This window comes from Thermostichus lividus PCC 6715 (assembly GCF_002754935.1).
In the GTDB taxonomy this organism is placed as follows: Bacteria; Cyanobacteriota; Cyanobacteriia; order Thermosynechococcales; family Thermosynechococcaceae; genus Thermosynechococcus; species Thermosynechococcus lividus.
Window position 1 is genome coordinate 1,692,817 of record NZ_CP018092.1, and the last position, 25,884, is coordinate 1,718,700.

Here is a 25,884-nt window from a genome sequence, read left to right on the forward strand (position 1 = left end):
CACTGCTATCCCCTAGGGTAGTCCAGATGCGCCTTCAATTAAACCTTCGGCGTACAGAACCAGCGATCGCAACCGCTCTAGTACGTCCGGATCAGGCGCTTGCCACAGGTGCCGCTGTGCCGCTTCTAGGAGCCGCTCTGCCATATCCCGCAGTGCCCAAGGATTATGCTGCGCAACAAAGGCCTGTGCTGTCTCTGCCAGCAGGTAGGTGTTGGCCACCCCTGCAAACACATAATCCGGTACACAGCGAGTTGTGGCGCTGTAGCCAAAGAGGTAGTCCACCGTTGCCGCCATTTCAAAGGCGCCCTTATAGCCGTGCCGCATCACGCCGGTGAGCCACTTTGGGTTAACCACCCGCGAGCGATAGACCCGCAGCAGTTCTTCTTGGAGGGTGCGAATTTTCGGCTGCTCCGGTCGGGAGTGATCGCCAAAATAGACCGTTGGTTGCTCGCCCCGCTGCGATCGCACCGCCACAGTCATCCCCCCCTGAAACTGATAATAATCATCGGAATCTAGCAGATCGTGCTCGCGATTGTCTTGGTTTTGCACCACCACCTGCAACTGGCGTAAGCGATGTTTCAAGGCGTCGGCAGCACTGTGGCTTTGCGCCTCGCCAGTGTACGCATAGCTACTCCAGTGAATGTACGCCTCTGCCAAGTCGGCATCCTCCACCCAGTTTTGCGCCTCAATCAGCCCCTGTAAGCCTGCACCGTACGCGCCGGGCTTGGAGCCAAAGATGCGATAGCGGGCGCGGGTGCGAGCTTGCTCAGCAGTTAGCCCCTGCGTCTGCCAGTAGTGGGTTTCTGTGGCCACCTGTGCCGCTAAGGGGTTTTGCTCCGGGGGTTCAGATAATTCACTAACCCGCTGCACCGCTGCATCAAACAGGGCAATGAGGTTTGGAAAGGCATCGCGGAAGAACCCGGAAATCCGCAGCAGCACATCGACCCGTGGCCGCCCCAACAGGGACAACGGGATGACCTCCAGACCCACCACCCGCCGCGATGGGCCATCCCAAATTGGGCGCACCCCCAGTAGCGCCAGCGCTTGGGCAATGTCATCTCCGCCGGTGCGCATGGTAGAGGTGCCCCACACCGACAGTCCGAGGGTGCGCGGATACTCGCCGTGCTCTTGGCAGTAGCGTTCAATCAGCGCCGCCGCCGATCGCTGTGCCAACCCCCAAGCGGCCTCCGTGGGTACAGCCCGCAGATCCACTGCATAGAAATTGCGGCCGGTGGGCAAGACATCAGGCCGTCCGCGGCTAGGGGCACCGGCAGCCCCACTGGGAACATACCCCCCATTGAGACCGTGGAGCAGGTGGGTGAGTTCGTGTGACGTGTGTTGTAGCGCTGGCCACAGAACGCTGTGAATCCATTGCAAACACTGCTGGGTTGCCGCACCACAGGGGATCTCCCTCACTGGCGTCCCGGCTAAGAGCCGCTCTACCAACGAGGCCGCCGTGGTTTCTAGCGCCTCTTGCCATGCGCCCACCGAGCGATACCCCGCCACAGGACTCGCATCCGTTGGATCAGCCGTGAGGGGATCCACTGTTACCCCCTGATCCTGAGCGAGGGCACGGGTAATACCTTGGGGAGGGGCACTGCGGGCGATCGCCACGATTAAATCCCGCAGTTGCTGGCCTGTGGGACACTGCCCCAGTACATGCAGGCCGTCACGGATTTGGGCATCACGCAAGTCGCACAGATAGCCATCGGTACGCGCTAGCCAAGCGGTCCACGATTCCTCCTCCTGTGGGGCACGAATCTCTTGGGTGAGGTCTAACTCCTGCACCAGTGCCTCAATGCGTTGGCGGAGGATACCCAAGCGGGGGCGATCGAACTGCTCAGCAGCATAGTACTCCTCAATCCAGTGGCTGAGGGTATCCAAGCCGCCATAGAGTTCCGCACGGGTTAAGGGCGGGGTCAAATGATCCACAATTACGGCTTGGGCACGGCGCTTGGCTTGGGCCCCTTCGCCGGGGTCATTGACAATAAACGGGTAGAAGTGCGGCAGAGAACCTAGGGCAATTTCGGGATAGCAGGACGCACTGAGGGCAACCCCTTTGCCAGGGAGCCATTCTAGGTTGCCGTGCTTGCCCACGTGGATGATGGCATCAGCTTGGAACTGGTGCCGCACCCACCAATAAAACCCCAGATACTCAGGGGTGGGTTCTAAATCCGGTGCATGGTAGTTCAGGCTGGGGTCGCGATCGTAGCCACGGCTGGGTTGGATTCCCACAAAAATATTGCCCCACTGGCAGCCTGAAATGGGAATGTCTGCTGTTGGTGATAGCCAGCGCTGCCGCAGGGCTGTTTGCACAGTCTCAGGCAATTCCGCAAAATAGCGATTGTACGCTTCAAGGGGGAGAGACTGGCTGGTGGCTCGCCACTGATTCCCTTCGGCGTCATTGGTGCGGTGGCGCGTCAGGTGGTGAATCAGCGCGTCGCCGTCGGTTGGGAATGGGGTTGTCCCTAAGTCGTATCCAGCGCCCGCCAGTGCTTTGAGGATCTCCGCCGTGCTGTTGGGGGTGTCTAGGCCGACACCATTGGCCAGCCGCCCATCGCGACAGGGGTAATTTGCCAGAATGAGAGCCACTCGCCGCTGCTGGGGAGGGCGATGCCGTAGCTTAAGCCAATTTTGAGCGAGATCCGCCACCCATGCAATGCGATCGCTCTCGGGGACATAGGTGGTCACCGTTGCTTCCACCGCAGGCTGAATTTGCTCTACCGCCTTAAAGGACACCGCCCGGGTGAGCACACGGCCATCCACCTCCGGCAGGACAACGTGCATTGCCAGATCTCGGGGCACCAGCCCTTGGGGATGCTGCTGCCATGCCTCTTGAGTGCTGCTACTGAGCACCACTTGGAGAACGGGCACGTCTAGCTGCTGCCAAAAATGGCAGGGGGTGGCCTCGCTCTTGGCGATCGCAAACCCCGTTGTATTCAGCACCAGTTCCACCCTGCCTTGCCACATGGCGAATAGCTCAGCTTGAATCTCAGGCTCCTGCAACGAAGAGACGACTACCGGCAAGGGGGCAATCTGACGCTGCCGTAGGGCTTGGCAGAGGGCATCGATCACGGCAGTATTCCCCGCTAAATAATGGGCGCGGTAAAAGATCAGCCCCACCGTTGGCCACTCTGGCGGTGCCGCTGTAGGCTGGGGGTAGGTGCCGCAGCGGGGAATGATCTGGGGAGCCGGTGGTTCAGCGCCAATCCCAAACCCGTGGTGGGCTACAAACTGCAAGGCCGAGCGGATATTGGGCAGCCCCCCTTCACGGAAGTATTGCCACAGGCGGTTCACCCGCGCCAGCGGCCAGGTGGACACACTCATTAGTTCGAGGTCGGGGCGATCGTCCCCAGGCAGAACAACCAACTGCGCACCGCGATCGCTGACCAGTTGCTGCGCTACCTCTAGGCCATAGCTCCAGTAGCCCCGCCCCCCCAACAGACGCAGCACCACCACGTCTGCATGAGCCAAGACGCGATCGCCGTAGTCATCAATAACCGCCGCTGCTTGCAACTGCAACAGGTGCGCCAAGCGCAGGGGTGGAAGTTCTGCGGCAAGCTCGGTATAGGCCTGCGCCAACAGCGTAATATCGCTATCGGCTGCCGTTAAAATAACAACAGGTGCAACGGTTTGTTGCACAAAGGCAACATCGCTGCCCGCCGACTCTAACGAAATATCACCAAGTGTAAGGATTCGATGCATCAGCCCGTTCCAATTATTAAACAAACTAGTGCAGTTAACTCAACGACCCATGCTCTCCGATACAACTAGACTCTGAGAGCAATCATTGCAGCCACAGGGGTGAGTTCTGCTGTATGTTTGCTCAGTGACGTGAGGGATGCTTTTGCCCATTCATCTGCCCATGTTCATAGTGATGTGAAACGCTTGTGAAACGCTGTCTCTGCCGATTTAGTTGTGGATGATGTCCCATTCGGAACCTATATTTGATCGGATTTTACCGTCTCTGTTTTACGAACGCATGGCAACGGCTCTGCTGGCGGAAGCGACTGCCCTAGGTGCCACTGTTCTCACCAGTGAAGATGTAGGCAAACCTGCGGCAGTGGAACCCTTTACCCTTGTTGTTGGGGACTCCCTGACCGTCCTGTTGCGAGCCATCACGACCGCGCACCTGAATCACTATCGCACTCAGTTAGTGACCTCCCCCGCCGCGATCGCCCGCTTTTTACGGCAGGTACGTTCCCAAACGGCACCTGCTTACTGCCCCGTCCTCAAACCCTTTTTACATCGCTTGGCTCAGCGTGGCAACGAGAGCAGCAGCACCCTACCCACTGGGGTGGCGATCGCCCTGATGAATCTCTTTAGTGACGCAACTATGGAGCAGTGCCAGAGTTGCCAGCCCTTAGTTACGGCGGCGCTGAAGGAACGCCAAGCCCAGGAACGACTGCTGCATCAGGTAACCACCCAAATTCGCCAGAGTTTGGAACTGCCAGCACTCTTAAAAACGGCGGTGGATCGGATTCGCGAGTTCTTGGCGGTGGATCGTCTCTTGGTGGCGCAGTTTAGGGGCACCACCGCCGTGCTGAGCGGTGAAATTACCTATGAATCCTGTCGGGATAGCACTATTGTGTCGGTGCTGGGGCTGTGGGATGAATGCTGGGAATGGGCCCGTACCCCTGCGCCGACCTACGAGCGATTACATCGGGGTGAGCTGATTGCCGTCGATGATATTGACCGCCACTATGCCAGTGTTCCCTGCTTGCAGGAGTTTGCCGCCCGCTGGCAGATTAAGGCATGGCTCATTGTTCCTGTGATTGTGCAAGATAGTTTGTGGGGGGTACTCATTGCGCACCAGTGCGATCGCCCCCGCCAGTGGCAGCCCCAAGAAATTGAGTTCTTGGGTCACCTCAGCCAGCACCTCAGCATTGCCATTTACCAAGCAGAACTCTATAGCGAGCTACAACACCAAAAGGATACCCTTGAGCAGCGGGTGAATGAGCGTACCCAAGCCCTCCGCGAAGCCCTCAGCGCCATGGAAGCGGCTCATCGCATTAAAAATGACTTCTTGGCAACGATGAGCCACGAGTTGCGCACCCCCCTGACCTGTGTGATTGGGGTGTCGGCCACTCTATTGCGTTGGCCCCTTGGCCCACTCACTGAAAAGCAGCGGGAGTACCTTGAGATTATTCACGAGAGCGGTAGCCACCTCCTAGAGCTGATTAATAGCATTTTGGATCTCTCTCAGGCAGAGCTGGGGCGATCGCATCTGCGCCGCAGTAGCTTTTCTATCCGGCAATTGTGTGCCGAGTGCCTCGAACTCGTCCGGCCTCAAGCCCAGCGCCATCACGTCAACCTCAGGCATCAACTGGTGATTTCCCCCGGTCGCGATCGCTTTTGGGGTGACTATCGCCGTCTGCAACAGGCGCTCATTAACCTACTCAGTAATGCCATTAAGTTTACTCCTGCGATGGGCGAGGTGATTTTGCGGGCATGGTGGACTGAGGATGAACTTCTGTTCCAAGTTGAAGATAACGGCATTGGCATTCCTGCCCATTTGCAACCCCTCCTATTTCAAAAGTTTCAGCAACTGGACAGCTCCTTTGGGCGTGCCTATACCGGGGCTGGCTTGGGTTTAGCCTTAACCAAGCAGTGGGTAGAGCTGCACAATGGGTGGATTGAGGTGGACTCCACCGAAGGGAAGGGCAGTATCTTTACCGTCGGCTTACCCAAACCAATGGCCGAGCCACCCGCCGCCGTCACAAACACACTGCCACCCCTTGCCGCCACGGATCTCCTGACATATCCCGAAGGGCGCATTGTGCTCGTTAGTGATGATGAAGCCACTGCCACCCTCATCTGCTCAATTTTGACAACCGCAGGCTATCAGGTCGTCTGGCTGGTGGATGGGGAAGTGGAGCGCCTCTTGGCCTTGGCTCCCTTGGCGGTGATTTTGACGGAACCCTTTAACTACGGAGATGTGCAAGAACTTGTGGATCACCTCCGCTGCCGCTGCACCACGGCTCAGATCAAAATATTTATCCTAGGGGCACAGGGGAACTATCGGGGGGTGGATCGCTATATTCCGATGCCCATTAACCCGGAAGGGTTTTTACAGCAGATCACGATTGGCTTAACCGCCGTAGCGGTGCCCATCTAGGGTTGCTGGATCCGGTGGTACCGTAAGAAGCGCTAAGCCTTTCCCCTACAATAGATAAGCCGAACTGTTGGGAAAACTCCTGTGGACGATCGCTACGACCCCCACGCTATTGAGGCCAAGTGGCAACAGGAATGGGCAGCACAACACTTGGATCGCACGGATACCGATCCTCGTAAGCCGAAGTTCTATGCCCTCTCGATGTTTCCGTATCCTTCGGGCAATTTACATATGGGGCATGTTCGCAACTATACCATCACTGATGTGATTGCCCGATCGCGCCGTATGCAGGGCTATCGAGTGCTGCACCCCATGGGCTGGGATGCCTTTGGCCTACCCGCGGAAAATGCAGCCATTGAGCGAGGGATTCATCCCCACGTTTGGACGCAGCAAAATATCCAGCAAATGCGCCAAGAGTTGCAGCGGTTGGGGCTGTCTTACGACTGGGAGCGGGAGGTAACGACCTGTCATCCCGATTACTATCGCTGGACGCAATGGCTGTTTTTGGAGTTCTTTGATGCCGGTTTGGCCTATCAAAAGGAAGCAGCAGTCAACTGGGATCCGGTGGATCAGACGGTTTTAGCCAATGAACAGGTAGATAGTGAAGGGCGATCGTGGCGATCGGGTGCCTTAGTGGAGCGCAAGCTGCTCAAGCAGTGGTTCCTCAAAATTACCGCCTACGCTGAGCAACTCCTCAACGACCTTGACCAACTTGAGGGGTGGCCAGAGCGGGTGAAGTTGATGCAGGCCAATTGGATTGGGAAGTCGGTGGGGGCATACCTTGAGTTTCCCATTGTGGGTAGCGACGAGACGATTGCGGTATTCACAACCCGCCCAGATACGGTCTATGGGGTGACCTACGTTGTCTTAGCACCGGAGCATCCCTTAACGCCCAAGGTGACGAGTGCTCGGCGACGTAAAACCGTTGAAGCGTTCATTGCCAGTGTGCAACAGGAAAGTGAGCTAGAGCGCACTGCGGGCGATCGCCCCAAGCGGGGAGTAGCGACGGGCGGCAAAGCCATTAACCCCTTCACAGGACAAGAAATCCCGATCTGGATTGCCGATTACGTGCTGTACGAGTACGGAACAGGGGCGGTGATGGGAGTGCCCGCTCACGACGAGCGTGATTTTGAGTTTGCCACAGCGAATAAACTCCCCATCAAGCAAGTGATTGCTCCCCCCAGTGGCCGAACCAAGCAACGTCTCAAGGCTGCTTATACTGAGCCAGGGGTGCTCATCGAGAGCGATCGCTTTACGGGCATGGACTCGATCGCCGCTAAAACAGCCATTACCGAGTATGCTGCTGCCCAAGGTTGGGGACGCGAACAGGTACAGTATCGCCTCCGGGATTGGTTAATCTCCCGTCAACGCTATTGGGGTGTACCGATTCCCATCATTCACTGTCCCCAGTGCGGTGCCGTACCAGTTCCCCGCGAAGAGTTACCCGTCTTGCTCCCTGAGGATGTGGAATTTAGTGGCCGCGGCCCATCCCCCTTAGCTAAACTCACTGCCTGGCGCGAGGTACCCTGTCCTCGCTGTGGCAGCCCCGCCCAACGGGAAACCGATACCATGGATACCTTTATTGACTCCTCATGGTATTACTTCCGCTACGCCGATGCTCGCAACGCAGCAGCCCCCTTTGATCCCGCTGCCATTCAGGAGTGGTTGCCGGTGGATCAGTACGTCGGCGGCATTGAGCACGCCATTTTACACTTGCTCTACTCGCGCTTTTTTACTAAATTTTTGCGCGATCGCCAGCTTGTCTCGGTCTCGGAACCGTTCCAACGCCTGCTCACCCAAGGCATGGTGCAAGGCCGTACCTACAAAAACCCGCAAACCGGCAAATACGTCATGCCCAATCAGATTGCGGATCTCAGCGCCCCCACCGATCCAGAAACCGGAGACCCCCTAGACATCGTCTATGAAAAAATGTCCAAATCCAAGTACAACGGTGTTGCCCCCAGCGATGTGATTGAGCAGTACGGCGCGGATACGGCTCGCATGTTTATTCTCTTCAAAGCCCCTCCCGAAAAAGACCTTGAGTGGGATGATGCCGATGTTGAAGGCCAGTTCCGCTTTCTCAATCGCGTTTGGCGGCTGGTACACACCTTCAAAACCCAAGGCGGCCAGCTTGGACAACCGTTGCCGTCGACCCTGAGTAAAACTGAAAAAGAACTGCGACGCGCCACTCACACCGCAATCAAAGAGGTAACTGACGATCTTACAGGGGACTACCAACTCAATACCGCCGTTGCCGAACTCATGAAACTTAGCAATGCCCTGAGTAATGCTGACTGCTACACTTCTGGGGTGTACAGCGAAGGCGTTCGCACCCTGCTCACCCTCCTTGCTCCCTTTGCGCCCCACATCAGCGAAGACCTCTGGCAGCAGCTTGGGGGCAACAGTTCCATCCATCGTCAACCATGGCCAACGCTCGATGAAACAGCTCTTGTTGCCGATGAACTCACGATTGTCATTCAAATTATGGGTAAAACCCGTGGCACCATCCAGGTTCCCGCTGGTGCCAGCCAAGCAGAGCTAGAAGCGGCAGCAAAACACTCCGACATTGGCCAACGCTATCTCAGTGGCCAGGTGATTAAGAAAGTGATTGTTGTCCCTGGCAAATTGGTCAACTTTGTGTTGGATGCCTAGAAGAAAAGCGCGGCTATCCCCACCTTCCTTCGCTTGCCGCCCTCACCCTAGCCCTCTCCTTTGGGAGAGGGAACGAGACTCTTAGCTCCCTTCTCCCTAGGGAGAAGGGTTGGGGATGAGGGCAATTCATAGCCACACTCAGCAACACCCTTGAAATACGGTCTAAGCTCAGACTCAAACTCTTTTCTTGGGATTCGGCTAGTTGCTGATTTTGTAGCACCTAGCAAGGCCAGAAGATTGTTATCGGGGTGCAGGTCTATCAGCAAGTAAACTACTCCCAGCTAAAGCAGGGAGCTTTTAGTAGCCCTGCAGTTAGCAAGCCAACCGCGAGCCTCTGGGGTGGTTTACAACACCCCCAATCGACCGTTACCAGTGCCTTGAACAACCGTTTCTGGTGTCCGCAGTACAATTATAACCTAAAACAACTGAAGTTGCTAAAGGATGAATATCCATGGATGCCATCCCTGATTAAAAGTATCTCATTAAAATTTTCACCACCGTTCCGGAAGAACCGTATCTTATAGCAATTTAAGATATTTCCACGGATTTTATAGACAAATTTTAGTGTCTTTACTTAATAATCAGTGTCTTTATTTAAGAGTTTTTAATGATTCGATGTAGTTGTGGATACATAGTGAGTTTGTTCTAGTGGTGTAGCTTTAGTAAAAGGAATAAATGTTGTGTTTGGCACTCATCGGGGGGATGTTATGCAGGCGTTTGGCGATGCCAATTACTTGCCCAGAGATACATTGGAGGCAGTAATGCCCCTGCCACAAATGCTGGAAATGCTTGAAGTACAGCAATTTACAGGTGTTTTACGGATTGCGGCTAAAATTCCTGCCCCTCAGCGTCACCTAGCTTACGATGTCAGCTTTTATCGGGGTCACTTGACGATTGCAGCTCGGCAAATGCCCACCCCTATCGGTCTCTTGCAGCTCATCGGTCAACTACTCAAGATTGGGTTTATAGATACCCTAATGCAGTACGCCAATCACCATAGTGCTGATGCGTCTTACCGCTCTGTTCTTGAGGCTGTTGTCAATACCCGTGCTCTCAATTGGGACGATATAGAAAATGCGGTGACAGAGCGGTTAACGATAATTTTAGAACGCTTGGTGCCTTACACCTGTACCTTTGAGCCCCAGCCTAACCTAGTTTGCGATCTCTGTTATGGGGAGGACGGCCACGGCATTGCTGCCGCCCTCCTCATGCGGCGCATCGAAAGCCGTAAACCACTTTGGCAAAAACTTTATCCAGCAATTCCCTCCGTTGAGGCAGTGCCACGATTACATGAGGGTGCCCTTGCTGGAATTCACCACCAACCCACAGTTCAGCATTTGCGACAATGGGTCAATGGTGAAAATAGCATTGGCGATATTGCCGAGAGCCTTTGCAAAGACTCATTAGCTCTCGGGTCGCTGTACCTAAAGTGGGTGAATGATGGCTTGCTTCACTTTGTAGGTGGGGATAACAGTTCCGTAGCGTTACCGGTGGTCTTAACTGTGGACGATAGTCCTATTGTCCAAGCGATGATTCGTCGTGCCTTGGGCGATCGCTACGAAGTGATTAGCGCCACCAGTGCCATTGATGCTCTGTCGCTGTTAAATAACCGGAACGTCTCTTTAATTCTTTTAGATGTAACAATGCCGGAAATTGATGGCTTTGAGTTTTGCCGCACCATCCGCAAAATTGAAAAATTTAAGGAGATTCCAGTGATCATGCTGACGGCCAAGGATGGCTTAATTGATCGTGCCAAAGGACATATGGCAGGCACAAATTACTACCTTACCAAACCCGTGGATCGCGACGTCCTGTTAAGTACGATTGAGAAATTTATCTAGTACTGGCTGCTATGGACTACCTAAAGTTGCGATCGCAGGGGCTGAGCTGTGTCCTACCTTTACCAGTGGTGGAAGAACTGATCAATTTGCCGGAATTGGCGACGATACCGGAAGCGCCTGTTGACATTATTGATCCACGTTGGCTCAATTATTCAAGGAAGTCATGTAATTAAATTATTAAACCTGAATCAGGTACTCAGTAAAATGATGCCATCCTTAGCAGCCGCTTAGGCAACATTAATTTATCATTTGTCAGAGTTCCATACCATCATAATTGCGAGGAAGATTCATGCGTATTCGCTATCAACTTTACGCCCTGATTGGTTTCATTGCCTCTACAGCGTTGATTGGTTTAGGTTTAGAGTTCTACATTTCGCAGCAAAGCCGTCAAGCTTACCTGATTTCCAATGAAACCCATAGAGTACGAGAGTCAGGTCAGCGCGTTCTCAACCTACGCCTTACCGCAAGCAATATTGACATGATTAACAAGGAAGCCAGTACCAATGATGAGCGGATCAATGCCCTAATCAATGGCGACCCTAGAATGGGTATTCCAGCAGCACGAGATCCTAAGTTACGTGCCCTGATGCTAAAGGTACAGTCTGCATGGCCAGAGCTTAAAGAGCAAATACAGGGACCGTTTATTGATGTGACACAGCTTGCTGAAAACAGTGAAGGATTTTTTAAGCTGGTCGATGAGGCAGTTAAGGAAGCAGAAGCATCTGTCGCAGCAGTTGAGCGCAATGGTCGAATTATTCAAGCCATCATTTTTTGCCTAGAAATGATATTGATAATTTCTGTTGCTATAGTCATTCAGCGTGTTATTAAATCGCTGTTGCAGATTTCCACTCAAGTGGTCACCTCCTCCAATGAAACGGCTGCTGCCCTTGCAGAGCAAGAAAAAGTGATTGCCCAACAAGCGGCTTCCGTGAACCAAACAACCACCACCATCGAAGAATTAGGCGCCTCCTCCCGTCAGTCCGCAGAGCAGGCCGAAGCTTCCGCCGCTGGTGCTAAGCAAGCCATGGAGCTAGCCACCTACGGTAAAGATACGGTGCACCACACCGTTGAAGGCATTGACACCCTCAAAGGCAATGTCATGGCGATCGCCGAAAAAATTATGCAATTAAGTGAGCAAACCACTCAGGTGACTGCCATTTCCGAACTTGTTGCGGATATTGCCAATCAAACCAATATCCTTGCCCTCAATGCTGCCGTGGAGGCAGCCCGGGCGGGGGAGCATGGCAAAGGGTTTTCCGTGGTGGCACAGGAAGTACGTAAACTGGCTGACCAAAGCAAGAAATCGGCAGAGAAAATTACTACCCTCATTCGCGAAGTGCAAGCAGCGATGAATGGTACCGTGATGGTGACCGATGAAGGGATGAAAGCCACCAACGAGTGTGCCAAGCTAGCCCATAGCACGTCCGAGACCTTTGCCACGATCGCCAACGCCATTGATGCTGTCCACCTCAACAGCCAGCAGATTGCCCTCAGTTCCAAGCAGCAGGCAGTGGGGGTACAGCAGGCCATTTCTGCCATGAATGCCATTAATTTAGGCGCTCAGGAAACTTCGACCAGCCTCTCCCAAATTAAGACTGCTACCCAGCAGTTAGTCGAAGCCGCTGAGACATTACAAAACTCGCTATAAACCTATTTCTTTCTATTGACAATTCTTCTGAAAGTAGGGACTGGCATAAAGCACCTGCGACAGCAACTTGACTTCCTCAGGCGACCTCCTCTTGCAAATTCAGCCACAAGGAGCTTTACTTGATCGCCGTCCCTAACAACCGCTCAAATCCTCTTGCAGAACTGCCCGCCAGATGAAAAAATTTCTTCTGATCAAGGTATTACTGTGGCCATGCTCCAACAGTACCTTAAACAAATTACGACTACATTCCTTGCATGACTTGCAGAATAGTAAATGCGTGGTAGAATAGCACCGCTGTGCATTTTAATTTATGTCTTTCATAATTGCTTAATTATTGTTTAGTGATTACACCCCATTGATTGTATTTATTAATACATTGCATTGAATGGCACTGCTATAGGATAAGCGTAAGCAATGGAGCAGCGTTAAGCGCAAGCTAGAACTATAACACTTAAGGTGCGTAGTCAACAAGCTTAATTCCAACACCAAGGTGACTGTTTAGTCCTTTGATTGCTCAGACCTTAGAAGGGGGAATGATCATGCAGGCCTTTGAGAATACTCGCTATCCATCAGCCTCTACCCTCGAGGCAGTTATGCCGCTCCCACAGATGCTACAGATGCTGAGGACTCAACAGTTCACGGGTATTGTGCGGGTGGCTGCTCATATCCCAGACACTGGGCGACACTTAGCCTATGACCTTAGCGTTTACCACGGCAACCTAACCATGGCCGCCAAAAATTTGCCAACACCAGAAGAGTTATTGTGGCTGCTCGGCAGGATGCTTAAGGTGGGGTTTATGGATACCCTGATGCAGTATGCCCAAAGTCGTACTGCTAATTACTCCTATCGCGCCATCCTTGAAGCCGTTGTCAACACGCGAGCCTTGAGTTGGGAGGATATTGAAAAAGCGATGACGGAGCGATTAGTTACTATCTTGGAGCGCCTTGCTCCCCATACCTGTACGATTGAATCTCAGCCTAACCCTGAGTGGGATCTCAGCTACGGCGACCTTCCCCATGGCATTGACCCCAGTACTCTGTTGGAGCGCATTGACAGTCGTAAAAGCCTATGGCAGCAGTTGTATCCAGCAATTCCTTCTTTTGAAGCCATTCCGCGTCTCCATGAGGGGGCATTGGCAACTATTCACCATGAGGCAACGGCTCAACACTTACAAACATGGGTGAATGGTGAAAACACCATTGCCGATATTGCCGAGGCGCTGTATAAAGATTCCCTTGCCTTGGCCTCCCTTTATCTGCGTTGGGTCAATGATGGCTTGATTGGTTTTGTGGCCAATGATGATAGTCCCGTGGGCTTGCCCATTGTTTTAAGCGTGGACGATAGTCCTATTGTCCAAGCCATGATTCGTCGTGCCTTGGGCGATCGCTACGAAGTGATTAGCGCCACCAGTGCCATTGATGCTCTGTCGCTGTTAAATAACCGGAACGTCTCTTTAATTCTTTTAGATGTAACAATGCCGGAAATTGATGGCTTTGAGTTTTGCCGCACCATCCGCAAAATTGAAAAATTTAAGGAGATTCCAGTGATCATGCTGACGGCCAAGGATGGCTTAATTGATCGTGCCAAAGGACATATGGCAGGCACAAATTACTACCTCACCAAACCCGTGGATCGCGACGTCCTGTTAAGTACGATTGAGAAATTTATCTAGTACTGGCTGCTATGGACTACCTAAAGTTGCGATCGCAGGGGCTGAGCTGTGTCCTGCCTTTACCAGTGGTGGAAGAACTGATCAATTTGCCGGAATTGGCGACGATACCGGAAGCGCCTGTTGACATTATTGGTGTTATGAATGTGCGGGGCGAGTTGGTGCCGGTGATGCATCTTGGCTGCCGTTTGGGAATGACTCATCCCCGATGCCAAGAAACCGATGTTGTCATTTTAATGGCTGCCTGCGGGCTACGGTTTGGTGTGCTGGTTAACCATGTAGAAGATGTGGTAGCGATCGCCCCTGAGGATCTATTGCCGGAACCAGATTACGGTCATCTGAGTGCCGTGAATACTGCCTTTGTGGCGGGGGTGGCACGGGTGCACGACGAGTTAGCCATTGTCATCAACGTGGAGAGGCTGATTCGCGAACCCGCCGCCGTGGCAAACTTCGCCTCATCTGTTAGTGAACCAGACCTTGAATCTTCTGCCTACCATGATTTCTATGCCCGCTATTGGCCAACGGCAACACCTGCCCAGCAAGCCCTCTTAAAAGAGCGGCAACAGCATCTCAGCCGGAGCCATGAGCAAACAAACGAAGCGGATGAGAGGCTGAGCGTGGGGGTATTTGAACTGGCAGGAGAGCTATTTGCGGTTCCGGTTACGGAAATTCAGCAGTTTATTGATCTTGACCGTGTTGCGCCCATTCCGGGGGCACCGCCGTTTATCGTGGGTCATCTACATTTGCAGGGGAATGTCATCCCGCTTCTTGATATTCGCGAACCACTGCGCCTTACGCGATCGCCCCTGCCCTTAAAAAAAGCAATGGTTGTCTCTGTCAACGCAATGATGACTGCTATTTTAATTCAGGACATACAAACGATTATGACCTACGACTATCAGCAAGTCCAACTGAGTTCATTTCTATCCGCACATGACAATGGCCACGTTGGCTCAATTATTCAAGGAAGTCATGTGATTAAATTATTAAACCTCAAGCAGTTACTGAGTAAGATGATGCCATCCTTAGCAGCCGCTTAGGCAACATTGATTTATAGTTTGTTAGAGTTCCATAGTTGTAGGAAGTGTTCATGCGTATTCGCTATCAACTGTATTCCTTAGTTGGTGCTATTTCCTTTATGGCTTTGACCGGTTTAGGGGTGATTTTATTATTGAACCGTGCTGGTGAAGAAGCTCTTGTGGTCAATGAAGCCGGTCTGGTGCGAGGAGGAACCCAACGCATTGTCAAGCTACGCCTTGCTGGAAATCCGATTGATGAGTTAGTCGCTCGCAACGATCGCCGGATCAATGCCCTGATCAATGGCGATGCCGAAATGGAGATTCCAGCGGCAAAGGATCCCCAGTTCCGCAACATAATGTTACGGCTACAATCGGACTGGCAGCAGCTTAAACAGGAATTACAACAACCCCAGATCAATGTTGCCCAACTCACCCAAGACAGTGAAGATTTTTTTAAGCTCACGGATGAAGCAGTCAAAGCAGCCGAATTAGCCGCTAAAGCTAGTAGTCAAGGGGTTAAAGTCGCTGAAACTGTGATTATTCTCCTAGAAATTGCTTTACTTGTAGTTGTTATCTTAATCATTAATCGAATTATTACCTTATTGTCACGGCTGTCGAGTCAAATTGCCACCTCTTCCAATGAAACGGCTGCTGCCCTTGCAGAGCAAGAAAAAGTGATTGCCCAACAAGCGGCTTCCGTGAACCAAACAACCACCACCATGGAAGAATTAGGCGCCTCCTCCCGTCAGTCCGCAGAGCAAGCCGAAGCTTCCGCCGCTGGTGCTAAGCAAGCCATGGAGCTAGCCACCTACGGTAAAGATACGGTGCACCACACCGTTGAAGGCATTGACACCCTCAAAGGCAATGTCATGGCGATCGCCGAAAAAATTATGCAATTAAGTGAGCAAACCACTCAGGTGACTGCCATTTCCGAACTTGTTGCCGATATTGCCAACCAAACCAATATCCTTGCCCTGAATGCCGCCGTGGAGGCAGCCCGGGCGGGGGAGCATGGCAAAGGCTTTTCCGTGGTGGCACAGGAAGTGCGTAAACTGGCTGATCAAAGCAAGAAATCGGCAGAGAAAATTACCACCCTCATTCGCGAAGTGCAAGCAGCGATGAATGGTACCGTGATGGTGACCGATGAAGGGATGAAAGCCACCAACGAGTGTGCCAAGCTAGCCCATAGCACGTCCGAGACCTTTGCCACGATCGCCAACGCTATTGATGCTGTCCACCTCAACAGCCAGCAGATTGCCCTCAGTTCCAAGCAGCAGGCAGTGGGGGTACAGCAGGCCATTTCTGCCATGAATGCCATTAATTTAGGTGCCCAGGAAACCTCCACGAGTGTATCGCAAATTAAGACTGCTACCCAGCAGTTAGTCGAAGCCGCTGAGACATTGCAAAACTTGCTATAAGCCTATATAAGCCTATGTATATTGAAGATGATGAATTGCGCTCCCTGTATCAGGTTGCCAGCTCAGAGCACCTGCACGCGCTTGAGGCGGGGCTGTTGGCTCTGGAAACCAACCCCCAAGACCGCTCGCCCCTAGACCAACTTCTGCGGGAAGCCCACTCCCTCAAGGGAGACTCACGGATGCTCGGGGTGACGGAGGCCGAAGCCATCATTCACCATATTGAAGAGATTCTCAGTCACTGGCGGCAGAATCGCCTTGTTCCGTCGCCACACCTGTTTGAGGGGCTATACCGTGCCCTAGATGCCGTCAAGAAAATTGCCCATGAAGCCGTGACCGGTGAGCCAGCCAATGTCAGTTCCTTTCATGTGGCTGCCGAGCTGTTGCAATTTCTAGAGGGCGCATCCCCGGCTCCTGACCCCCCAAGGCCTGCCGAAGCGGAAGTCGATGACTTAGATGCGTTGATGAGTGCCCCCTCCTCAAGCCCCTTCCTTGAGGACTCCTCTGAAATATCGTCCCAAGAAGAGGGAACCACAGCACCGACAGCCACGGTGACTGGGCAGGATCACTATCGCATTGAGAGTGTACGGGTGGCCAGCAGCACGTTGGATAGCCTCATGACCGCCATCGGTGATTTAACAGTGACCCAACAGCGCATTGCTCGGCAGCAGGAACTCATTGTCGAGGGACTGGCGTACTGGGAGCAGGCGCAGGTTCACCTTCTTGCTAGCCAGCGCTTACTTCAGCCCCATCCAGAATTGTTGACCCTGCGGCAGCACTACGATCACCTACGGCAGCAACTCGACTCCCTTGGGCGATCGCTACAGCAATTACAGGCACGCGCAGGTGTTGATGATGCCCACCTTACAGCGGTGGTCAATGGCCTTGAGAATGAGATTCAAAATTTGCAATTTTTGCCCTTAGGTACCATCTTTAACTTGCTGCCGCGGGCGGTGCGAGATATTGCCAAGGAGCAAAAGAAAGAAGTACAACTGGTGATTGAAGGCGCGGAGGTCATGGTTGATCGCCGCATTCTCGAAGGCATGAAAGACCCCTTGACCCACTTGGTGCGCAATGCCTTAGACCATGGGATTGAACTGCCCCAAGAGCGACAGCAACAGGGTAAGCCTCCCCAAGGCACTCTCACGGTGCGGGGACGAACTAACGGGAATGAAGTGGTGATTGAGGTGATGGATGATGGTCGTGGCTTAGATCATGACGCAATTAAACAAACGGCACTCCAGCGGGGGTTGTATAGTGCCGACGCCTTGGCAGCAATGAGTCGGTCTCAGGTCGAAGCCCTGATTTTTGCCCCCGGATTTTCAACCCGTGCCCAGGTCAGTAGCCTCTCAGGGCGAGGGGTGGGGTTAGATGTGGTGCGGGCTAACGTCGAGGAGCTCAATGGCACGATTAATGTGATCTCGACCGCGGGGAAGGGGTGCTGTTTTCAAATTACACTGCGTGCCAATCGAGCCACTGTCTCGATCCTTACAGTGCGCCTGCACGATTACGTCTATGGTTTGCCGGTTGAGGCGATCGCCACCACGCTGCTGTTGCGCCACGAGGAATTAATCTTAGGGGGAGCAGAGCCAACCCTACTGTGGGAGCAGCAGCCGGTCAGCATCAGTTGGTTAGCAGATATTCTCAATCAAGAGGGGGGGATCCGTCACCAACCGCGGTATCCCTGTATAATTCTGCGCCATGGCGATCGCTATCGCGGGCTGATTGTGGATGAGATTGTGAACTTCCAAAAAGTACAGTTAAAACCCCATCATCCCTTCCTCAGCGGCATTCCCCATCTGTTAGGGGTCACTGTTCTGGAAACGGGAGACATTTGCCATCTGCTGAAACCTAGTGCACTAGTGACCGCAACCGGGGGCGATCGCCCCCAACCTAGCACTGTCTTGAAGCCGCCCACAAAGCCACGGATCTTACTGGTGGAAGATTCCCTCCCCATCCGCACCCAACTGCGGCGAATTTTAGAGCGCTCAGGGTACGAGGTCACCACCGCCGTGGACGGAGCCGATGGATTTCAGCAGTTGCGCACTGGCACCTTCGATGCCATTGTGTCTGACGTTGAAATGCCTCAGCAAAGCGGCATTGAAATGACCCAACGCATTCGGCAACTACCGGAATACCAACGGTTACCCATTGTGCTGGTGACCACCTTAGCCGCTGCCAGCGATCGCCAACGTGCCCTTGCTGCTGGTGCCAACGCTTACCTCACCAAAGGAAATTTTGACCAAACCCTGCTACTCGATACCCTAAGGGAGCTAATTCATGAGCAAAATTAAAGTGGTTTTAATTGAAGACTCAGTCGTTGCCCTTGAGATTCTACAGCGATTGATTAACTCCTCCGAGGAAGTGGAGGTGGTCGGAACAGCCTTAGATGGAGCCTCTGGCCTAGAAATTATTGAGCGCACCCAGCCGGATGTCATCTGTACCGATTTACAAATGCCCGGCATGGACGGGCTGGAGTTTACCAAAGAAGTGATGAAACGCTTTCCCCGGCCAGTGCTAGTGATTAGTAATGCCGTACAGCCGACGGATGTGGACAATATCTATAACCTGATGCAAGCGGGCGCCCTAGACTTCTTCCCGAAGCCCACGACAGGCTCTGCGACAGATTACGAGCGCTTGAAACATACCCTAGTCACCAAAATTCGTGTTCTGGCCAGCAAAAAGACTCCCTAGGCAAGAGTTCGCGCTATCCTATCAGCAAGGTTTCTGGATAGCCTTGAATGCCCATCCGTGTTTTTTTGGTGGAAGATTCCCCCATTGCCCTGAGTATTCTCAAGCAACTCTTGCAGACTGCCCCAGATATCGTTGTGGTGGGAACTGCGGTCACCGGCAGAGAGGCACTGCTGCAAATTCCGGAGTGCCAACCTGATGTTGTCTGCACCGATCTCTATATGAAAGAGATGGATGGGCGAGAGTTTACCCGCCAACTGATGGCTCGTGCGCCTCGTCCTGTTTTGGTTATTAGTGTTGCCGTGCGTGAGGCGCAAACGGCGTTTGAACTGCTGCAAGCGGGAGCCACAGATGTCTTCCCAAAACCAAGTAGTGGCTTAATGGCAGACTACGACCGCAATGAACTGATCAATAAAATCCGTGTCCTAGCAGGGGTCAAGGTGTTTACCCGCCCCTTACAGCCGCGCCCTACCGCGAGTGCAAGGGCACCTGCCTACCTTCAGGCCACCGTTACCGCCAAGCAAGCGGCCATTGTTGGAATTGGCGCCTCAACAGGGGGGCCCCAAGCCATTGCTAAAATCTTGCAAGATCTTCCCGCCAGTTTTCCCGTGCCCATTGTATGTACTCAGCACATTAGTGTTGGGTTTTTGAGTGGCTTGGTGGCCTGGTTGGCACGAGAAACGAGGCTGCGGGTCACCATTGCCAATGCTGGCGATACGCCCCAGCCGGGGGTTGTCTATTTTGCTCCCGATAGCTGGAACTTAGAAGTGGATCGCCGCGGTAAGTTGAGCCTCAGTCCCCCTGTCGAGGGTGAACGCCATTGCCCATCCGTCAATGTGATGCTCCGCTCTCTCGCAGCGTTTTATGGTGAAGCAGCGATTGGGGTGCTGTTAACGGGGATGGGGGATGATGGCGCAGCAGGAATGCAGGCCATCTCTAGAGTGGGGGGTATCACAATTGCCCAAGACGAAGCCACGAGCATCATTTTTGGGATGCCAAAAGAGGCGATCGCCCTTGGCGCTGTCAGATATATACTACCCATTGAACGGATAGGGACAGTTTTGGCGGAATTGGTAGCGGTTACCCAAGATCAATGAGTGGGTAGCTATTACACCATATCCGGCGTTGCTGAATAGACGTATGACTTTCGGGTTTGAGTCTTTTACCGGCCTCACCCACCATCGCTTAAAGCAGGTCAAGAGACGGAATTCGCAGGATCATGTTAGAGTTTTGCAGAATAGCTGTGTGATGTGGGAGTGAATCAATGGGTGTCTGCTGGCAACCTCTTCCTGTCCTTAGACTACACCGCGGTTTAACCCCAATGAACTGGCTGTGCGTCTAAGTGCAGATCATGAACTATTTTGCGTTTGCCCTGAAACGACGATTGGCAGCTCGGGTGGTGGCGATCGCCCCAATCGCCTTTGGGAGGATGCTTATTAGCTTAACCCCAGCGCACGCTGAGGTAATGAGTGCTGATCAGGTGGCTGCGATGTCTGTAGCGGCTGAGGTGGCAGTTACCCCAGCAAGCATCGCTGACCCCGCACCTGAGCCAAGCGTTGCCCAAGCACCGGCAGCGGCGGTGAGTCAACCAGCATTAATGCCGCTGAACCCCACTCCAGATGCGCTGGCCTTACCTACCGATGTGACCATTGATCTGACACAACCCCTGACCCTTGATCAAGCTCTTGAGGTGGCTATTCGCAATAACTTGGGGCTGCAAATTAGTGAGCTGCAACTCCAACGGGCGCGGGCACAACTCAATCAAGCCCTTGGCCAGCTTTATCCCACCTTTTCTTTCCAAGCGAGCGTGGGGCAAGCCACTCGCCCTAGCGGCCAGCCCGCCTACTTACCTCTCAATGTTCAGCAGCAGCTATCCCTGCAACAGCAGCAGCAACAACAAGGACTGCAACAGCTTACGGGTCAGCAACTAGAGGCCAGCCGTATCTTAGCCAACCAAGTGCAGCGCCTACAGCAACGCTTTCAAGGTTCGCAACTCACTACTTTTGCCGATCAACAAAACCTTGAGTTGCAGCAACAACTGCAACAACTGCAGAACAGTGCCACTCAAGCGGTGACTCCCTCTTCCTTTACGCCGGTTACGCTTGCCCCCGTTAACCAACTCAACTCCACCAACTTTTTTACCAATTTATTTGGCGCGACCGCAGGTGCAACCTCCAACGCTGCCTTAGTCATGAACTATACACTCTTTACCTCTGGCGGCCGGGCAGCATCGATTCAAGCTGCTCGGGATCAAGTCCGCTTTAGTGAGTTAGAAGTGCAGCGACAACTGGATCAACTGCTCTTGGACGTGAGCACGGACTACTATTTGGCACAGCAAGCGAAGGTACAGGTGCAAATTGCCGAAGCAGCAGTGGCCAACGCCCAAGTGACCCTACGGGATGCGGTTGCCTTTGAGCGAGCAGGTATTGGTACCTTGTTGGATGTGTTAACGGCAGAGGTCAGCCTTGCCAATGCCCAGCAAAACCTCAGCCAAGCCCGTAATTTAGAAGTGACGACCCGGCGACAGTTGGCACAACGGTTGAATGTGAACCAAAGCGTCGATGTGGCGATCGCCGACAGGGTGGAACCCGAAGGCCAGTGGCCTTTGTCTGTTGAGGACAGCATTCTCCTTGCGTTTGCCAATCGCGTTGAACTCGAGCAGCGGCTGCTCCAGCGCCAGATTGCCCTAAAAAATCGCCAAGTTGCCCTTGCGGCCATTCGCCCACAGGTCAGTCTGTTTGCCAGTGGCAATATGTTGGATCATCTCACCGATAGCCTAGATCCGCGCTTTGGCTATGGGGTGGGCATTCAAATGCAACTGGCCTTATTTGATGGCGGTAACGCCCGTGCCAGTGCCGCCCGGCAAGAAGCCCTTGCCGCCACTGCTGAAGCGCAGTACGCCAATCAAAAGGATATTATCCGCCTTGAGGTGGAAACAGCCTACATTAACCTGAAGGCTAACGAAACCAACATCACCACCGCTCGCACAGCCGTTACCCAAGCCACAGAAGGACTGCGGCTAGCGCGGTTGCGTTTTCAGGCGGGAGTGGGCACTCAGCAGGAAGTCACCAGTGCCGAAACAAACTTGACCCAAGCCCAAGGCAACCTATTGGCGGCCATTTTGAACTACAATCGCTCCCTAGCGGTTCTAAAGCGTGCCGTCGGCTATCCAGCGCAAACGCGGCTGAGCAGCGCCACTGTGGCACCCGCCGCCCAAGGGCAATGATAGGGTAAAGATACACGCAGTATTAGGTATTAGAAGGTAGCATGGGCGATCGCAAACGGGCATTAATTACAGGCATTACCGGCCAAGACGGGTCTTACCTGAGTGAACTGTTATTAGAAAAAGGCTACGAAGTCCATGGGGTTATCCGCCGCACCTCCACCTTTAATACCGACCGCATTGATCACATTTACGTTGACCCCCACCAAGAAACAGCCCGGTTGCGACTGCACTACGGTGATCTCACCGATGGCGGCACCCTACGGCGCATTATTGAACTGAGTCAACCCGATGAAATCTATAACCTCGGTGCCCAGTCCCACGTGCGCGTCAGCTTTGATGCACCACAATATACAGTGGAAACCGTGGCGATGGGGACGCTACGGCTTCTGGAGGCGATTCGCGAGTACCAAGACCGCACCGGCAACGCAGTGCGCTTCTACCAAGCCGGTTCCTCGGAAATGTTTGGGTTGGTACAGGAAGTTCCCCAACGGGAAACAACCCCCTTTTATCCCCGCAGTCCCTACGCCTGTGCTAAAGTGTATGCCCACTGGCAAACCGTGAACTACCGCGAAGCCTATAACCTGTTTGCCTGTAACGGTATCTTGTTCAACCATGAATGCATTCCCCTCAACACCCCCCTGATTGTTAGGATAAATGGCACCCTCAATGTAGTCACACCGCGAGAATTAATTCCCTTGCGCCGCAAAGGACCAAACGTTCAGCACTTTGACCTTGTGGGGGTTGAGGTCTGGGATGGCAGGGATTGGACAGCGGTGGTTGCTATCACAGCAACGAAACGACGGCAGGATGATCCTGACCATGAACTGTTAGCGATCCACGGGCGGGGTGGTGTTGTTACCTGTACAGCTCACCACACCCTGATTCGGTCTGATGAAACCGAATGCCGCGCAGACAGTTTGCAGATCGGCGATACCCTCCTGCTAGCGGAGTCAATGCCGCCAACGCCAGCGTGGACTGCGGTTACACCGGAAATGGGCGAGTTTTTAGGGCTGATGGCGGCTGATGGCTACATTCCGAGTGGCGATCGCACAGTTATTCAGTTCACGAATAATGACCCAAAGCTGCAACAGCGCATTGCCGAACTGTGGTCGCGGCTCTTTCTGGGCAATGCCCGGTTTTCAACTGGCACTTCAGAGTTTGACTGCCATCCCGTCGGTCAGACCTATCTCAGCGGCTCAGGGCAAGCAACAGTGAAGTGGCTGCGCAGTCAGTTATATTCGGATGACGGTTTGAAACGCGTCCCCCCCATCATCTTAAATGCCAACCCAGAGATCCAAGCAGCTTTCTTGGGTGGCTACTATGCTGGTGATGGCCTGAAGGCAGGAAATGGCGAAAGTATCCGAACAAATAGCCCCCTGCTGGCGCAAGGCTTATATTGGTTGTACGCGCACCAAGGCAGAACGGCATCGGTTTACCTAGAGCAGCGGCACGGCAGGAGCTACTATCAGCTCAACCTATCAACGGCTCAGCCGTTAGGGGAGAAGGGGCAGCACTTGCGGCAGCCCGCTGCCGAGATTCGTAAGATCGACGCGGCTGCCATCGAAGATGATGAATGGGTGGTGGATCTGGCGACGCAATCCGGACGCTTTGTGGCTGGTGTCGGTTGTGTCGTTGTCCATAACAGCCCCCGTCGTGGTGAAACCTTTGTGACCCGCAAGATTACCCGGGCAGTGGCGCGGATTGTGGCGGGTTTGCAGGACAAACTCTACCTTGGCAACCTCGATGCCCAGCGAGACTGGGGTTACGCCAAGGACTATGTGCGTGCCATGTGGTTAATGCTGCAACATCCCCAACCCGATGATTACGTTGTAGCCACTGGCGAAACCCACTCCGTCCGTGAATTCTTAGAGTTAGCCTTTGGCCATGTGGGGCTAAACTGGCAAGACTACGTCGAGTTTGACCCGCGCTATCTGCGGCCCACCGAAGTTGATTTGCTGCTAGGTGACCCCACAAAAGCAAAGACCCTGCTGGGGTGGCAGCCATCGGTGACCTTTCCAGAACTGGTGGCCTTGATGGTGCAGGCGGATCTCCACGCCGTTGGCCTCAGTTCCGATGCGCCCCAATCCACCTCGGAAACCGTGTTGGATGTGGTGGCTAACCGCCAAGCAATCAGCAAAGCAGATTAACGGTCAATCATGATGAGCCTAGCAGAAAAATATATTTTAGTAACGGGTGGCACTGGTTTTTTAGGCCGTCAAGTTACTGCCGAACTCATCCGCGCGGGTGCCGACTGCGATAAGATTACCTGCGTCGGTCGGCAGAAGTACGATCTGCGCCGCCTTGATGATTGTAAAGAGGCAGTGGACGGCAAACAAATTGTGATTCACCTTGCGGCCCATGTGGGCGGGATTGGCCTGAATCAAGCCAAGCCGGCAGAACTCTTTTACGACAACCTCATGATGGGGGCGCAACTCATTGATTGTGCCTATCGTGCTGGCGTGGAAAAGTTTGTTTGTATCGGCACCATCTGCGCCTACCCTAAATACACGCCGGTGCCCTTCAAAGAAAGCGATCTGTGGAATGGCTACCCTGAAGAAACCAACGCCCCCTACGGCATTGCTAAGAAAGCTCTGTTGGTGCAATTACAAGCCTATCGGCAACAATATGGCTTTAATGGTATTTATCTGCTTCCGGTTAATCTGTATGGCCCACGGGATAACTTTGACCCTGCCAGTTCCCACGTCATTCCCGCATTGATTCACAAGATTCATTCTGCCCAGCAGCGGGGGGAGACCGCAATAGAGGTGTGGGGAGACGGCAGCCCCAGTCGTGAATTTCTCTACGTGGAAGATGCTGCCCGGGGCATTGTCATGGCCACTCAAGCCTATAACGAGCCTGATCCAATTAACCTCGGCACCGGTGAAGAGATTACGATTAAAGACCTAGTAATGATGATTGCCCACCTGATGGATTTCAACGGCGAGATTCACTGGCAAACCGATAAACCCAATGGCCAACCCCGCCGTTGTTTAGATACATCTCAAGCAGCGCAGGCGTTTGGCTTTCGTGCTCAGGTTTCTTTGGCAGAGGGCTTGCGGCAAACCATTGCTTGGTACCGTGCGTTACATCATCAAGGATAGGCGATAGGCTAGCGCAGCAGTACCTGCTTTAGCTAGGTGTTGCTGAATGTGGCTATGAATTCCCTCATCCCCAACCCTTCTCCCCAAGGAGACGGGAGCTAAGAGTCTTGTTCCCTCTCCTCTGGGAGAGGGCGGCAAAAGACTCAAACCCGAAAGTCATACGTCTATTCAGCAACGCCCTCAATTACTCATTGTTTAGTTGACTTCTCCCCTCCTTGAAAGAGAGGGGATTCCCAACGGATGCTGCGCAACGGGCTGAAGCCGCGTTGCTTCGCTTTTCCCTTGAGCTGTCACCCACAACTTAATGCGGGTGGGGGCAGTCAAAGACCCCCTACTCACCTCAAGCATTTCTGCTATTGGGACTACGTTTATGTTTTGGTTCGTGGTTTCGCGCTTTTCAACACTAGCCAATTCGATACGCTCAACATCCTGCCATTGCTTGCAGTGGTTTAGGCTTGCCGCCAAAGCGGTAGTGACTTACTTGCCGGGATTTCTCCGTACTAGGA

General features: G+C 53.4%; 13 protein-coding genes and 2 pseudogenes. 14 read left to right on the plus strand and 1 reads right to left on the minus strand.

The genetic code is table 11. From position 1 onward, the window contains the following. Positions 1 to 12 precede the first annotated feature (12 nt). Complete coding sequence (cobN, locus tag BRW62_RS08525; RefSeq protein WP_099799080.1) at positions 13 to 3,705, minus strand: cobaltochelatase subunit CobN; 3,693 nt, start codon at positions 3,703 to 3,705, stop codon at positions 13 to 15. A 217-nt stretch (positions 3,706 to 3,922) separates the two neighbouring features. On the opposite strand from cobN, the gene BRW62_RS08530 reads away from it, so the two are divergent. From BRW62_RS08530 to BRW62_RS08595, 14 genes and pseudogenes are all read left to right on the plus strand, one after another. Next, on the plus strand, positions 3,923 to 6,118 hold the full coding sequence (locus BRW62_RS08530) for a hybrid sensor histidine kinase/response regulator (protein WP_198405963.1): 2,196 nt from the start codon (positions 3,923 to 3,925) through the stop codon (positions 6,116 to 6,118). Between the two features lie 81 nt (positions 6,119 to 6,199). Continuing rightward, positions 6,200 to 8,767, plus strand: a complete 2,568-nt coding sequence (leuS, locus tag BRW62_RS08535) for a leucine--tRNA ligase (RefSeq protein WP_099799082.1) — start codon at positions 6,200 to 6,202, stop codon at positions 8,765 to 8,767. A 680-nt stretch (positions 8,768 to 9,447) separates the two neighbouring features. Next, positions 9,448 to 10,608, plus strand: a complete 1,161-nt coding sequence (locus BRW62_RS08540; RefSeq protein ID WP_099799083.1) for a response regulator — start codon at positions 9,448 to 9,450, stop codon at positions 10,606 to 10,608. A 289-nt stretch (positions 10,609 to 10,897) separates the two neighbouring features. Then, positions 10,898 to 12,256 (plus strand): methyl-accepting chemotaxis protein, encoded by a 1,359-nt coding sequence (locus BRW62_RS08545; RefSeq protein ID WP_099799084.1) that lies wholly within the window; start codon positions 10,898 to 10,900, stop codon positions 12,254 to 12,256. Between the two features lie 539 nt (positions 12,257 to 12,795). Further along, positions 12,796 to 13,929 (plus strand): response regulator, encoded by a 1,134-nt coding sequence (locus BRW62_RS08550; protein ID WP_157768345.1) that lies wholly within the window; start codon positions 12,796 to 12,798, stop codon positions 13,927 to 13,929. A gap of 11 nt (positions 13,930 to 13,940) precedes the next feature. Beyond that, positions 13,941 to 14,966, plus strand: a complete 1,026-nt coding sequence (locus tag BRW62_RS08555) for a chemotaxis protein CheW (RefSeq protein WP_099799086.1) — start codon at positions 13,941 to 13,943, stop codon at positions 14,964 to 14,966. Between the two features lie 50 nt (positions 14,967 to 15,016). Continuing rightward, entirely contained in the window at positions 15,017 to 16,363 is a 1,347-nt protein-coding gene (locus tag BRW62_RS08560; RefSeq protein ID WP_099799087.1) for a methyl-accepting chemotaxis protein, read from the plus strand. A 14-nt stretch (positions 16,364 to 16,377) separates the two neighbouring features. Next, a complete protein-coding gene (locus BRW62_RS08565) occupies positions 16,378 to 18,654 on the plus strand; it encodes a hybrid sensor histidine kinase/response regulator (RefSeq protein WP_099799088.1) in 2,277 nt (758 codons plus the stop codon). Further along, positions 18,641 to 19,054, plus strand: coding sequence for a response regulator (locus BRW62_RS08570; protein WP_099799089.1), 414 nt, complete (start codon positions 18,641 to 18,643; stop codon positions 19,052 to 19,054). Before BRW62_RS08565 ends, BRW62_RS08570 begins: the two co-directional genes overlap by 14 nt. A gap of 47 nt (positions 19,055 to 19,101) precedes the next feature. Continuing rightward, positions 19,102 to 20,148 carry a chemotaxis-specific protein-glutamate methyltransferase CheB gene (gene cheB, locus BRW62_RS08575; protein WP_099799090.1) on the plus strand — a complete coding sequence of 349 codons (1,047 nt, stop codon included), beginning with the start codon at positions 19,102 to 19,104 and terminating at the stop codon, positions 20,146 to 20,148. A 254-nt stretch (positions 20,149 to 20,402) separates the two neighbouring features. Continuing rightward, positions 20,403 to 22,277 carry a TolC family protein gene (locus BRW62_RS08580; RefSeq protein WP_227517328.1) on the plus strand — a complete coding sequence of 625 codons (1,875 nt, stop codon included), beginning with the start codon at positions 20,403 to 20,405 and terminating at the stop codon, positions 22,275 to 22,277. A 41-nt stretch (positions 22,278 to 22,318) separates the two neighbouring features. Continuing rightward, positions 22,319 to 22,894: pseudogene (locus BRW62_RS15255) on the plus strand (GDP-mannose 4,6-dehydratase); the annotation flags it as partial. A 1,005-nt stretch (positions 22,895 to 23,899) separates the two neighbouring features. Further along, positions 23,900 to 24,424: pseudogene (locus BRW62_RS15260) on the plus strand (GDP-mannose 4,6-dehydratase); the annotation flags it as partial. A 12-nt stretch (positions 24,425 to 24,436) separates the two neighbouring features. Continuing rightward, complete coding sequence (locus tag BRW62_RS08595; protein WP_099799897.1) at positions 24,437 to 25,378, plus strand: GDP-L-fucose synthase family protein; 942 nt, start codon at positions 24,437 to 24,439, stop codon at positions 25,376 to 25,378. Positions 25,379 to 25,884 lie beyond the last annotated feature (506 nt).

What these genes read in the sequence shown, in the direction of transcription:
- BRW62_RS08570 (WP_099799089.1), top strand. Translation starts at nt 18,641, where the DNA reads ATGAGCAAAATTAAAGTGGTTTTAATTGAAGACTCAGTCGTTGCCCTT.
- BRW62_RS08580 (WP_227517328.1), top strand. Translation starts at nt 20,403, where the DNA reads ATGAACTATTTTGCGTTTGCCCTGAAACGACGATTGGCAGCTCGGGTG.
- BRW62_RS08530 (WP_198405963.1), top strand. Translation starts at nt 3,923, where the DNA reads ATGATGTCCCATTCGGAACCTATATTTGATCGGATTTTACCGTCTCTG.
- cheB (WP_099799090.1), top strand. Translation starts at nt 19,102, where the DNA reads ATGCCCATCCGTGTTTTTTTGGTGGAAGATTCCCCCATTGCCCTGAGT.
- BRW62_RS08545 (WP_099799084.1), top strand. Translation starts at nt 10,898, where the DNA reads ATGCGTATTCGCTATCAACTTTACGCCCTGATTGGTTTCATTGCCTCT.
- BRW62_RS08555 (WP_099799086.1), top strand. Translation starts at nt 13,941, where the DNA reads ATGGACTACCTAAAGTTGCGATCGCAGGGGCTGAGCTGTGTCCTGCCT.
- BRW62_RS08595 (WP_099799897.1), top strand. Translation starts at nt 24,437, where the DNA reads ATGAGCCTAGCAGAAAAATATATTTTAGTAACGGGTGGCACTGGTTTT.
- BRW62_RS08560 (WP_099799087.1), top strand. Translation starts at nt 15,017, where the DNA reads ATGCGTATTCGCTATCAACTGTATTCCTTAGTTGGTGCTATTTCCTTT.
- cobN (WP_099799080.1), bottom strand. Translation starts at nt 3,705, where the DNA reads ATGCATCGAATCCTTACACTTGGTGATATTTCGTTAGAGTCGGCGGGC.
- BRW62_RS08565 (WP_099799088.1), top strand. Translation starts at nt 16,378, where the DNA reads ATGTATATTGAAGATGATGAATTGCGCTCCCTGTATCAGGTTGCCAGC.
- BRW62_RS08550 (WP_157768345.1), top strand. Translation starts at nt 12,796, where the DNA reads ATGCAGGCCTTTGAGAATACTCGCTATCCATCAGCCTCTACCCTCGAG.